Genomic DNA, 11,990 nt, shown 5'->3' on the forward strand with positions numbered 1-11,990 from the left:
AAAATACAAATATTTCATAGGTTAATTATGGTATGATCGAAGTGATATAGCAGCTTTTAATAGAAACGGGAGGAACTGACATTGAAAAAAAAGACAGCTTCATTGCGAATGAAAACATTGGCGGCCGGCGCTGCGGTTGCTGCGGCTTTATCTGTGGGAGCGGTTTCTGATCTGCCGGGGGCAAAATGGCTGCATCCGGCGGCTGCTCAAGCTGCGGAAACGGTATTTAAACAAAATCATGCGGCATCCGGTTTCTTGGCGGGACGGTATGACGCGCAGGCGATGTCTCCGACGATGTTCAACTGGTCAAGAGAAAGCCGGTTTACAAGCACTGCCGATGGCGCATTAAAATGGGAAAAGAATGTTCCGGCCAATCCTCAAAACGGTGCGGGAGCCGCGGTTGATGGGGACGGCACCGTATTTATTCAATCAAAAGACGGGAAGCTGACGGCGTATCATCCGGACGGTACTGTGAAATGGGTGACGGAAAACCTCGGGACGACCTATACGCTGACTCCGGTGCTCGGAACAAACGGTGTCATTTATCTTCCTTCTCACGATAAAAAACTATATTTCATCGACAAAGAAACCGGAAACATTTTAACATCGGTTCCGCTGAGCGGAGCGCCGAGTTCCGATGCGGCTATCGGCTCTGACGGCACGCTGTATGTGTCGACGCTGGATAACTATATCTATGCGATTAAACCGACGTCGCCTTCGACATGGACGCAAAAGTGGAAGTTTAAAACAAACGGCGTGGTCGGCTCCGCTCCCGTGTTAGCGTCAAACGGCACGCTGTATACGGCAACGTACAATAATATCTTTTACGCGATCAATTCCGGAACGGGCCAAGTGAAATGGTCAAAAACGACGTCCAACGGGTTTAAAGGCTATCCGGTTATTGATAGAGACGGCACCGTTTACGCCGGAAACCAGGACGGCAATTTATACGCCTATACATCAACGGGTGCTGTAAAGTGGACGTTCCCGTTAAACGGTTTCTCCAGCTCTTCATTAGCGATCGACCATAACGGCAATGTGTATATCGGTTCCGGAAGCGGCGAGCTGTTTTCCATCAGCAAAACCGGCAATATGAACTGGTCTTTCTATACGGACGGGCCTGTGAGAACGGCGCCGCTGATTGATGCGGACGGCAATGTGTACTTCGGTTCTGACGATAAAAATGTCTATGCGGTTGACGCTGACGGTAATGAAAAATGGCGCTATCAAACAGACAGCAATGTCATTTCCTCCCCGGTTCTGGCTGAAGACGGCACGCTCTATGTCGGCACTTATACGAAACTGCTCGCATTCGGGGCAAAAAAATAATAAAAAAGAATCCGCGTCATCTGCGCGGATTCTTTTTTTATTTAGAGGCTTGAATAAATACGCCTTTTTCATGAGAAAATTCTTTAAAGCCGTACACACCGTGATATGAACCGATCCCGCTCGTATTGACACCGCCGAACGGAAGGTTGACGTCAGTGAAATGAACGACGACATCATTGACAGAAGCATTGCCGGATGTCGTATGCTGCAGCACATAATCGATCAGCTCCTGATTATGGCTGAATACATACAAGGCAAGCGGCTTGTCCCGTTCAGTGATGTAATCAACGGCTTCACTGATATCTTCGTAATTCATAATCGGCAGAATCGGTGCGAAGATTTCTTCCTGCATGATCTTCATATCAGGCGTCACGTTTGTCAGCACGGTCGGAGAAATCGTGCGGTCATGCGCATCGAATACGCCGCCGAACGCCGTTTTCGCCCCTTTTTCAATGGCGTCATCATACAGGGCTTTGACACGGTTAAAGTTGCGGTCGTTGACAATCTGCGTGAATTTGTTGCGGTCAACCGTATGATCATCCTCCATAAAACCTGCATTGACAATGGTTTGCAGGAGATCTGTAAAGGTGCTCTGCACTTCTTTCTTCATAAGGAGATAGTCAGGTGCGATACATGTTTGCCCCGCATTGACAAATTTGCCGACGGCGATTTTTTTCGCCGCGTCCATCAAATCATAGCCGCTGTCGATGATCGTCGGGCTTTTTCCGCCAAGCTCAAGCGTGACGGACGACAAGTGCTTCGCCGCTGCCGTCATGACGATTTTACCGACATTCGTGCTTCCGGTGAAGAAAATGTGGTCAAACGGCTGGTCGAGCAGTTCTGTGGCGACATCGACCTCACCTTCAAAAATGGCGACTTCTTCTTCGTGAAATGCCTCGCGAATAACTGTCGCGGCGATATGGCTCGTCTCCATTGTAAAATCGGACAGCTTCACAATCGCGCTGTTGCCGGCCGCAATGGCAGCCGCAAGCGGAGCCATCGTCAGCATAAACGGATAATTCCATGGGCCGAGAATTAAGGTAAGGCCTTTTGGCTCGTACATTAATACGCCGTCAGCGTCGGGGCTGACGGATGAGCCGACGCGTTTCGGCGCCATCCAGGTGTCGAGATTGTTCATATTATCTTTAATCGCCTTGATCGTTCCCTGCGTTTCCGCTCTTTTCACCTCATGATAAGGCTTGCGGACGTCCCGTCTGATCGCCTCGATGATTTCTTCTTCATGTGCGGTGACGGCATCTAAAAAGCGCTGAAGCTTTTCTCTGCGCTGCCCGGCTGTTGAAGCACGCAGCGTTTTTTGATTTTTTTTCTGAAGCTCAAAGACGCGTTTGATGTCTGCTTTTATATGCTGATCCATCGGTCTTCCCCCTCTGGTTGCTTTTTTGTTTCTTCAGGGCCTATTATAATGTGATGTGTTTTTGCGGCAAAGACAGCGTAAACACATCTATACGTTACCGTACAAATTGCGGTGATCTGTCTAATGAAAGGAGTGTCTCTTATGCCGGATTCTGTGACAACTGACATCAAACAAGCGCTTTTGACCATGCTTGGAGAGCGGGATATCCGCCGTGTGACCATGAAGGACATCGCCGAACGGGCGCATGTGAGCCGGGGGACACTGTACCTTTATTACGAAGATAAATATGCGATTTTAAAGGATATAGAGGAAGAAATGAAAGACGGGCTGAGCGAAGCGCTGTATGATTCACTGAAGAATAAAGATGTGCTTCATTTACATGGCGGATGGCAAAAAGTGCATCCGACCCTGTCTTTTGTTGATCGGCATCGGGTGTTTTTTCAAACGATGATGGACCGCAATAAAATGCCCTATTTTCACTTTCATGCTTTTTTAAAAGATGTGTTCCGGCATGATGTGCTGCTGTCACCGGTCAATGCGGATTTCTCACCGACTGAACAGGATATGTACATTCATTACCGCGCTTTATACACGTATGCCATTGTGTTGTACTGGCTGAATGAGGAGCCCGGGGCATCCCCGGAAGCGATCAGCGGACAGGTGTGGGATTTGATTTCTCAAAAACGGTTTTACTGGCTGTTTGGCCGCCGGGTGCCGGAACAAGAAGAAAAAAAGCCCGCCGACCGCCGGGTGACAAGGACGAGGCAGGCCTTGCAAGAAGCCATGATCGGCTTAATGGCAGAAAAAAAAGAGTACGCGGCGATTACGATTTCCGATATTGCCCGTCAAAGCAACCTCCGCCGCGCCACTTTTTATGACCATTACGCCAACAAAGAAGCATTGCTGAAAACGATCATCCATCAATCATGCCGGGATCTGATCGGATTATTGACGGTAAAAGGAGAGCCTGCCGATTGCTCCATGGAAGAAGCGGAAGCCGCGCTCGTCCGTCTCTTTTCGGCACTGTCGGAAGGCCTGCCGCTCGTCCATTTTCTGAGAGAGGGCTCCGGAGTGCCTGACGTCATTCCGGAAATGTTCAGAGCGCTGCAATCGTTTTATCTTCATCAGCCCCTGCACATTCAGGCGGGCAAAAAACTCTATGCATATTATGTCGCGTCCATGCTCGCCGGCTTGATTCAATATCGTCTTCATGAAGGAAAAGACCACGCGCCGGACATGCTGGCCCGGGAGTTTCTGCAGTTTTTGGATGTAAAGAAGTATCGGGTGATTTTGCTGTGAGGATGATGAAAAAGAACTCAGCCGAAAACAGGCCGGGTTCTTTTTTGCTGTTTTCATTGAGAAGTGCCGATATGAAGTGTCCGGCTTTATCCCTCATAAAAAAGATACCTTCCATATGCCGCCTGATCAGCATTCTGCCGCCAAACATGACAAATGTCATATTCGGGGCATGATGGCTGCTACTACAACCGCCGCGAGCGCCTCGGTATACTTGGAATTATAATAAAAAAAAGGGGATATGACATTCATGACCAATCACGCCGCAACTCAAAAACAAGCATCTTTAAAAAAGCAGGTTGCTGCATTTTCCGGTGCCGATACAAAGCATAGTGTCAATCAGCTTTTCAACACGTTTGTGCCGTTTTTTGCCCTTTGGTTTCTTGCTTACTTCAGCCTCAATGTCTCCTATCTTCTGACCCTCGCCTTTACTGTTATAGCAGCGGGATTTTTGACAAGAATCTTTATTATTTTCCACGACTGCTGCCACCAATCCTTTTTCAAACAAAAGAAACTGAACCGGCTGTTCGGGTTTATTTCAGGTGTGCTGACACTGTTTCCGTTCCTTCAATGGCAGCGCAGCCACTCCATTCATCATGCGACAAGCAGCAACTTAGATAAACGGGGCACCGGCGATATTTGGATGATGACCGTCAAGGAATACAACGAAGCGTCAGCTTGGACAAAAGTACGCTACAGACTTTATCGCAATCCGTTTATTATGTTTATTCTCGGCCCGATTTACGTATTTCTGATTCAAAACCGTTTCAATGTAAAAGGCGCCCGCCGCAAGGAGCGCTGGAACACCTATTTCACGAACGCGGCGATTGTCTTATTGGCTGCTGCGACGTGCCTGCTTGTCGGCTGGGAAAACTTTTTGCTTGTTCAAGGTCCGATTTTCCTTATTTCGGGGTCAATCGGCGTCTGGCTCTTTTATGTTCAGCACACGTTTGAGGATTCTTATTTTGAAGCCGATGAGCATTGGGATTATGTGCAGGCCGCGGTAGAAGGAAGCTCCTTTTACAAGCTTCCGAAGCTTTTGCAATGGCTGACAGGCAATATCGGCTACCATCATGTCCACCACTTAAGCCCGAAAGTGCCGAACTACAAGCTGGAAGCCGCTCATGAGGGGCACGAGCCTTTAAAAAACGTACCGACCATTACGCTTAAAACAAGTCTTGAATCCATGAAATTCCGTCTGTGGGATGAGGACGAAAAGCAATTTGTCACCTTTCGGGAGGCGCGGAAAAAACCGGCGCCCCATCCGGTGCCGAAAGAACCTTTGAAGAAAAATGCCTGATATGGCGCGCGGCTCTTTCTCTTATCAGAAAGGGCCTTCTCTTCATGCGTGAGGATGCAATGAAGGCGGTGTTTTGATAAAGTGATGGTAGACACAAGCAGCAGAAGGTGGAATAAGGATGAAGAAATATTTTAAATTTCAAAAACTGAACGGGATTTCTCCTTATATATGGATGATTTTTTTCATCTTGCCTTTTTATTTTATTTTTAAAAGCTCTTCTACCTTTGTCATCGTAGCCGGCATCATGTTCACACTTGTTTTCTTTGGCGCATACCGCTTTGCATTTGTTGCAAAAGGCTGGCCGCTTTACTTATGGGCGCTTCTTCTGATCGGCATTTCGACCGGCTCAGTTATGCTGTTCAGCTATATTTACTTCGCCTTCTTTATCGCCTACTTCATCGGCCATATCCGAGACAAAGTTCCTTTTTACATCTTATATTACATTCATATCATCAGTGCGGCGGTTGCCGTCAACTTCAGCCTTGTTCTGAAAAAAGGGTGGTTTTTGACACAAATTCCGTTTATCGTCATTACACTGATCAGTGCCATCCTGCTCCCGCTCAGCATTCGAAGCAGAAAGGCACGGGAGCGCCTTGAGGAGAAATTAGAATATGCAAATGAGCGAATCGCCGATCTTGTGAAGCTGGAAGAAAGGCAGCGCATCGCCCGGGACCTTCACGATACACTTGGACAAAAGCTCTCCTTAATCGGACTGAAAAGCGACCTCGCCCGAAAGCTGATATACAAGGACCCTGAACAGGCCCGCACTGAGCTGAAAAGCGTGCAGCAGACGGCCCGCACCTCCTTAAATGAGGTCAGACAAATTGTCTCGTCGATGAAAGGCATCCGATTGAAGGATGAGCTCGGCAATGTTCGGCAAATTCTTGAAGCGGCAGGAATTGATTTTGTGTATGAAGAAAAAGAAGCGCCCAAACATATCTCTTTGCTGAACGAAAACATCGTCAGCATGTGCATTAAAGAAGCCGTCACCAATGTCGTGAAACACAGCGGCGCCAAAGTATGCCGCATCACCATTCAGCAGCTTTGGAAAGAGGTTGTCATTACGGTAGAAGATGACGGCAGCTTTCAATGCAAAGAAGACCGCTTTTTTTCAAAGGGGCACGGCCTGCTTGGAATGAGGGAACGTCTTGAATTCGCAAACGGCAGTTTAGCCATCGATACAGCCGCCGGAACAAAGCTGACCATGAGAATCCCGAATGATTCAAAATCAAAAGAAAAGGATGGTAGCAGATGATCAACATCTTCATTGCCGAGGATCAGCAAATGCTGCTCGGCGCACTCGGTTCGCTGTTGAATTTAGAAGAGGATATGACGGTTGTCGGTAAAGGCACAAGCGGCCAGGATGCCATCGATTTCGTGGAAAAACATGCGCCCGACATCTGTCTGATGGATATCGAAATGCCCGGGAAATCAGGTCTTGAAGCGGCAGAAGAACTCAAGGACAGCGGTGTGAAAATCATCATTTTGACGACCTTTGCCCGCTCCGGCTATTTTCAGCGGGCGCTAAAAGCAGGCGTCAGCGGGTACATGCTCAAGGACAGCCCGAGCGATGAGCTCGTCAGCGCCATCCGCAGCGTCATGAAAGGAAGACGCGTCTACGCCCCTGAATTAATGGAGGACATCTATAGTGAAGAAAACCCGCTGACCGAACGGGAAAAAGAGGTGCTCGAGCTTGTCGCAGACGGGAAAAACACGAAAGAAATCGCAAACGCCCTCAGCATCAAAAGCGGCACAGTCCGCAATTACGTTTCGATGATCCTGGATAAATTAGAAGTGAAAAATCGAATTGAAGCCATTACCCGATCAAAAGAAAAGGGCTGGTTTAAGTAACCCGCCCTCAGCTTGTTCAGCCAGTGTTTTTTGCACTGGCTTGTTTCTTTTTCGCCGTCACTCCGTCTCTTCCTTCCACTTCTTATCAATCAGCATTTTTCCCGGCCAAGTGTATGCCATGATGCCGCCGTCTGCGGTGATGTCTTCTCCCGTGACGTAAGAGCTGTCGTCTGAAGCGAGGAAGAGCGCGACGGCTGCCATTTCTCCCGGTTTTCCGAGCCGGCCGAGCGGCGTGATCCATTTGTTGGCTTCACGGAACGCTTCGCCCATTTCGTCTTCTGTCGTGCCTGCCAATTTATCAATGAGCGGCGTTTCAATCGTCCCCGGCGATAAGGAATTGACGCGGATTCCGCTTCTGGCGTAATCAATGGCCATCGCTCTCGTCAGGTTCGTGATTCCGCCTTTTGCGGCGTTATAGCCTGAGCGGTCAAGGTCTGCGGCCCGGCCGGACATGGAGGAGGTGTTGATGATGGAGCCTCCTTTTTCGAGCATGAGCGGAATCAGGTATTTGCTGCAAAGAAATGTGCCGCGCAGATCGACGGCGATGATCCGGTCAAACAGGTCGACCGGGTATTCATGAACTTTTCCGCCCTCTTGGTCAACACCGGCATTGTTAAACAGAATATCAATTGTTCCGTACTTTTGCTGAATGCCGTCCGCAAAAGACTTTACGTTTTCTTCGTCTGATACATCAAGGTGAAAGGCTTCTGCTTCTCCGCCGTTTTTTCTGATGGCGCTGACGGTTTCATTCAGTTCGCTTTCATTGATGTCACCGCAGATCACGCGGGCGCCTTCATCGGCGAAAACCCGTGCCGTCGCTTGTCCGATGCCTGTCGCGGCCCCTGTGATGATTGCGGTTTTGTCTGTTAATCTTCCCATATTGCGATTCCTCCTTTTTTTATATCTGTTCCCGCTGAATAGGGGGATAAACATACGGAGGTCTGTTTCTAAATACCTATTAAATATGTTAATATTATGTATATACATCATTGGGAGGTTTACATATTTTGAAGATACAGCATAAGAAGGAGATAGCGTTTTATTGTTATGCCATTGTTCCTATGGGATTTGTGATTTACACCGTTATCTCTATTCTATTTCAGGACATCATATTTCCTCTCACTGTAAGAAATGTTCTGCATGAGTCTTTGCGAAACTTGGGATCTCTTATCTTATTTAGTTTGTTTTTCTACCCGTCATACATATGGATGAAGAAGGAATTCGGCCGCCGGAAAGAAGCAGAGAGGAGAGGATGATCAACATTCTCTCTTTTTTATTGATAAAATGGGTGAAATGAATCCATTAACATGTTAAATTTACAATATATGCATCTGCTAATCCTAGTTGACAATTGTCACTGTATATGATAAATAGATGCTGAAAAGATTTTACATAACATCAAAGCATAATTAAAGGAGAGATCTGAAGTGCGGAAAAAAAAGTTTAAAGCAGAATCCAAGCGATTGCTGGACATGATGATTAACTCCATTTACACGCAGAAGGAAATTTTTCTCCGCGAGTTAATTTCCAACGCGAGCGATGCGATTGACAAAATCTATTACAAGGCGTTAACCGATGATTCATTAACGTTTGATCAAGACAATTACTACATAAAAGTGACGGCGGACAAAGAAGCGAGAACGCTCACCGTCACAGACACCGGTATCGGGATGACAAAAGACGAGCTTGAACAGCATCTCGGCACGATTGCGAAAAGCGGTTCACTCGCTTTCAAGCAAGAAAATGACACGAAAGATGGCCATGACATTATCGGCCAGTTCGGCGTCGGATTTTATGCGGCGTTTATGGTGGCTGATAAAGTCACGGTGAAAAGTAAGGCGCTCGGCAGTGACGAGGCGTATGTATGGGAGTCGGAAGGGGCTGCCGGCTACACGATCGCGCCGTGTGACAAAGAAACCGTCGGTACGGAAATCACCCTGCAAATAAAAGAAAACACAGAAGATGAAAGCTATGATGAGTTTTTAGAAAACTACCGCATCAAAGCGATCGTGAAAAAGTACTCTGATTTTATCCGCTACCCGATCAAAATGGAAGAGACGGTCAACAAGCCGAAAGAGGGCAGCGAGAACGAATTTGAAGAAGTTCAGGAAGAACAGACGGTCAACAGCATGGTGCCGATCTGGAGAAAAAATAAAAGCGAGCTGACGGATGAAGATTACGAGGCTTTTTACGCCGAGAAGCATTACGGCTTTGATAAACCGCTGACCCATGTGCATATCAGCGTCGATGGAGCGGTGCGCTACAATTCGATTTTGTTTATTCCGGAAAACATGCCGTTTGACTATTATACGAAGGAATTCGAAAAAGGATTGGAGCTGTATTCCAACGGCGTGCTGATCATGAACAAATGCGCCGACCTGCTTCCGGACCATTTCAGTTTTGTAAAAGGCATGGTCGATTCTGAGGATCTGTCGCTGAACATTTCCAGAGAGATGCTGCAGCACGACCGCCAGCTGAAGCTGATTGCGAAAAACATCAATAAAAAAATCAAAGCCGAGCTGAAGAGCCTGCTGAAGAACAAAAGAGAAAAATACGAATCTTTCTATGAATCTTTCGGCAGACAGCTCAAATTCGGCGTCTATAATGATTTCGGCGCGAATAAAGATGTCTTAAAAGATCTGCTTCTCTTCTATTCATCTAAGGAGAAAAAGCTCGTCACTCTGGACGAATATGTGTCCAGAATGCCTGAGGATCAAAAATATATCTATTACGCGTCCGGCGATTCATATGAGCGGATTGAAAAGCTGCCGCAAACTGAAATGGTGGCGGACAAAGGCTACGAAATTTTATACTTCACGGAAGATATTGATGAATTCGCGATCAAAATGCTGACAAGCTATGAGGAAAAAGAATTCAAATCCGTATCAAGCGCCGACTTAGGCATCGACAGTGATGAGGATGAAAAGCAGACTGAAGCCGAAGAGAACGAATATAAAGACCTGTTCGAAAGCATGAAAGAGATTCTTGCGGATAAAGTAAAGAACGTCAGAGCGTCGAAACGTTTAAAATCCCATCCGGTATGCTTTGCGACAGACGGCGAAGTGACGATCGAAATGGAAAAAGTATTAAACGCCATGCCTGACAGCCAGCAGGTCAAAGCGGAAAAAGTGCTGGAAATCAACCCGAATCACGAAGTGTTTGAGACGTTAAAGAACGCGCACGGACAAGATCGGGAAAAGCTGGCATTATACACAAATCTTCTCTACAATCAGGCGCTTCTGATTGAAGGGCTGCCGATCCATGATCCGGTCGAATTTACGAATGACATCTGCAAAGTTATGGTATGACGCCAAAAAGGAATCGCCCAGCGGGGGCGATTCCTTTTTTTATTACAGTGTGCGCTGTTTAAGAATTTGATTTTGTTTGCTGCGCTTCTTTAAGGAGAACCGTTTTTTCAAGTGCGTTTCGATTTCTTCTAAACTTCTGCCCTTCGTTTCAGGAACGATGTAAGCGGCGAAGAAGAAGGATGAGAGGCAAATGACTGAGAATATTCCGAATACCCAGCCGATGCCCATGGCGCTCAGCATAAGCGGGAATACCAGTGAAACGATCAGGTTGGTTGCCGACAGAATCAATGTCGTAAATCCGGTTGCGGCTCCGCGTGCGTTTGACGGGAACAGCTCCGGCATCAGAACCCATACGACGGGACCCCATGTCGCCTGGTAGAAGACGATATAGATGCCGAGAAACAGCACGGTCAGCCATGCTGTTGAAGCTGACAGGCCGGCCAGAAGGAGAATGGCTGATAGTGACGCCAGGCTCAAGGTAATGCCGACACTTCCCCACATCAGCAGTTTTTTCCGGCCGATCCGGTCAATTAAGATCATGGCGGTGATACACATGATGACGTTTAAGACACCGATGCCCATCGTGCCGAGAACGGACGCCGAAGTGCCGAGTCCGGCCTTTGTAAAGATGGTCGGCGCATAGTAAATCACCGTGTTGATACCGACCGCCTGCTGGAAGATGGCGAGGCCGATCCCGATCAGCAGCATAGGGCGGATCCATTTGGCTTTCAGCAAGCCGAGCGTAGATTCTTTTTTCTCGGCTTCTCCTTGTTTCATTTCCGCCAATTCAACGGCGATATCCTCTTTGTCGTGGGTCATTTCCATGACTTGTCTGGCTTCCTGCTCACGGCCGCGTTTGACGAGCCATCTCGGAGATTCCGGCATAAACGCGATTCCGATTAATAAAAGCGCCGCCGGTACTGCGGCGAGACCGACCATCCAGCGCCAAGCTTCAAATGGGGTGAATATGTAATTCACAATATATGCGAGTAAAATTCCGGTTACAATCATTAAGTTATTCAATGTGCCGAGCGTTCCGCGTATTTTTGTCGGCGCCATCTCAGATAGATAAACGGGAACCAGCGCCGTTGAGCCCCCGACGGCTAACCCGAGAATGACACGGGAGATAATCAGCATGGTGACGGTTTGCGAAGCCGCACAGGCAAGCGCGCCGATAATAAAAATGAGTGAAAGGACGAAAACCACTTTTCTCCGGCCCCATCGGTCAGAGCATGTCCCGCTTAATGCGGACCCGAAAATCGCACCGAGCAGCAGCATGCTGACGACCAATCCCTCGGTCAGCGTGTTTAAAGGAATATCATTGTTAATAAATAACAAAGCCCCTGAAATCACACCGGTGTCATAGCCGTAAAGCAGCCCGCCTAATGCTCCGAAAAAGTAAATCAGGTATTTTTTGGTGTTTTTCTTCACAGATGATCCTCCTCATCTTTTGGAACGCATAATAGTTTATTTAGATAACTATTTCATTCCCCGAAGAGAAAAATATAAACATAAAAAAAACACGCCCCTT

The 11,990-nt window shown here is 47.5% G+C and carries 10 protein-coding genes; 7 read left to right on the forward strand and 3 right to left on the reverse strand.

What is annotated here, in order from left to right:
* Window positions 1-108: 108 nt before the first annotated feature.
* Window positions 109-1,329: an outer membrane protein assembly factor BamB family protein gene (locus NQS30_RS17710; RefSeq protein WP_089072494.1), complete on the forward strand. Its 1,221-nt coding sequence runs from the start codon at window positions 109-111 to the stop codon at window positions 1,327-1,329.
* A 37-nt stretch (window positions 1,330-1,366) separates the two neighbouring features.
* On the opposite strand, the gene NQS30_RS17715 is transcribed toward NQS30_RS17710, so the two are convergent.
* A complete protein-coding gene (locus NQS30_RS17715) occupies window positions 1,367-2,704 on the reverse strand; it encodes an aldehyde dehydrogenase family protein (protein ID WP_012118856.1) in 1,338 nt (445 codons plus the stop codon).
* A gap of 141 nt (window positions 2,705-2,845) precedes the next feature.
* Here NQS30_RS17715 and NQS30_RS17720 point away from each other — a divergent pair, with 141 nt between their 5' ends.
* The 4 genes from NQS30_RS17720 (at window position 2,846) to NQS30_RS17735 (ending at window position 7,151) form a co-directional block, all read left to right on the forward strand.
* On the forward strand, window positions 2,846-4,003 hold the full coding sequence (locus tag NQS30_RS17720) for a TetR/AcrR family transcriptional regulator (RefSeq protein WP_059367485.1): 1,158 nt from the start codon (window positions 2,846-2,848) through the stop codon (window positions 4,001-4,003).
* Window positions 4,004-4,250: 247 nt separating this feature from the next.
* Window positions 4,251-5,300: a Delta(5) desaturase DesA gene (gene desA / locus NQS30_RS17725; protein WP_012118854.1), complete on the forward strand. Its 1,050-nt coding sequence runs from the start codon at window positions 4,251-4,253 to the stop codon at window positions 5,298-5,300.
* Window positions 5,301-5,418: 118 nt separating this feature from the next.
* Window positions 5,419-6,555 carry a sensor histidine kinase gene (locus NQS30_RS17730; protein ID WP_218791429.1) on the forward strand — a complete coding sequence of 379 codons (1,137 nt, stop codon included), beginning with the start codon at window positions 5,419-5,421 and terminating at the stop codon, window positions 6,553-6,555.
* Window positions 6,552-7,151 (forward strand): response regulator transcription factor, encoded by a 600-nt coding sequence (locus tag NQS30_RS17735; RefSeq protein WP_007407848.1) that lies wholly within the window; start codon window positions 6,552-6,554, stop codon window positions 7,149-7,151. Before NQS30_RS17730 ends, NQS30_RS17735 begins: the two co-directional genes overlap by 4 nt.
* Before the next feature lie 57 nt (window positions 7,152-7,208).
* Here NQS30_RS17735 and NQS30_RS17740 read toward each other — a convergent pair whose 3' ends face one another.
* Window positions 7,209-8,030 (reverse strand): SDR family oxidoreductase, encoded by an 822-nt coding sequence (locus tag NQS30_RS17740; RefSeq protein WP_218791428.1) that lies wholly within the window; start codon window positions 8,028-8,030, stop codon window positions 7,209-7,211.
* Window positions 8,031-8,158: 128 nt separating this feature from the next.
* Here NQS30_RS17740 and NQS30_RS17745 point away from each other — a divergent pair, with 128 nt between their 5' ends.
* Window positions 8,159-8,407, forward strand: coding sequence for a hypothetical protein (locus NQS30_RS17745; protein ID WP_007614882.1), 249 nt, complete (start codon window positions 8,159-8,161; stop codon window positions 8,405-8,407).
* A gap of 171 nt (window positions 8,408-8,578) precedes the next feature.
* Complete coding sequence (gene htpG / locus NQS30_RS17750) at window positions 8,579-10,459, forward strand: molecular chaperone HtpG (RefSeq protein WP_025285538.1); 1,881 nt, start codon at window positions 8,579-8,581, stop codon at window positions 10,457-10,459.
* 42 nt (window positions 10,460-10,501) lie between these two features.
* Here htpG and NQS30_RS17755 read toward each other — a convergent pair whose 3' ends face one another.
* Window positions 10,502-11,890: a sugar porter family MFS transporter gene (locus tag NQS30_RS17755; RefSeq protein WP_007407844.1), complete on the reverse strand. Its 1,389-nt coding sequence runs from the start codon at window positions 11,888-11,890 to the stop codon at window positions 10,502-10,504.
* Between the last annotated feature and the right edge of the window lie 100 nt (window positions 11,891-11,990).

The organism is Bacillus sp. B1(2022), assembly GCF_040259625.1.
GTDB lineage: Bacteria > Bacillota > Bacilli > Bacillales > Bacillaceae > Bacillus > Bacillus velezensis.

Bases quoted from the DNA above. Each gene is read 5' to 3' on its own strand.
- NQS30_RS17715 (WP_012118856.1), bottom strand. From the start codon at position 2,704: ATGGATCAGCATATAAAAGCAGACATCAAACGCGTCTTTGAGCTTCAG.
- desA (WP_012118854.1), top strand. From the start codon at position 4,251: ATGACCAATCACGCCGCAACTCAAAAACAAGCATCTTTAAAAAAGCAG.
- NQS30_RS17740 (WP_218791428.1), bottom strand. From the start codon at position 8,030: ATGGGAAGATTAACAGACAAAACCGCAATCATCACAGGGGCCGCGACA.
- NQS30_RS17735 (WP_007407848.1), top strand. From the start codon at position 6,552: ATGATCAACATCTTCATTGCCGAGGATCAGCAAATGCTGCTCGGCGCA.
- NQS30_RS17710 (WP_089072494.1), top strand. From the start codon at position 109: ATGAAAACATTGGCGGCCGGCGCTGCGGTTGCTGCGGCTTTATCTGTG.
- NQS30_RS17730 (WP_218791429.1), top strand. From the start codon at position 5,419: ATGAAGAAATATTTTAAATTTCAAAAACTGAACGGGATTTCTCCTTAT.
- NQS30_RS17720 (WP_059367485.1), top strand. From the start codon at position 2,846: ATGCCGGATTCTGTGACAACTGACATCAAACAAGCGCTTTTGACCATG.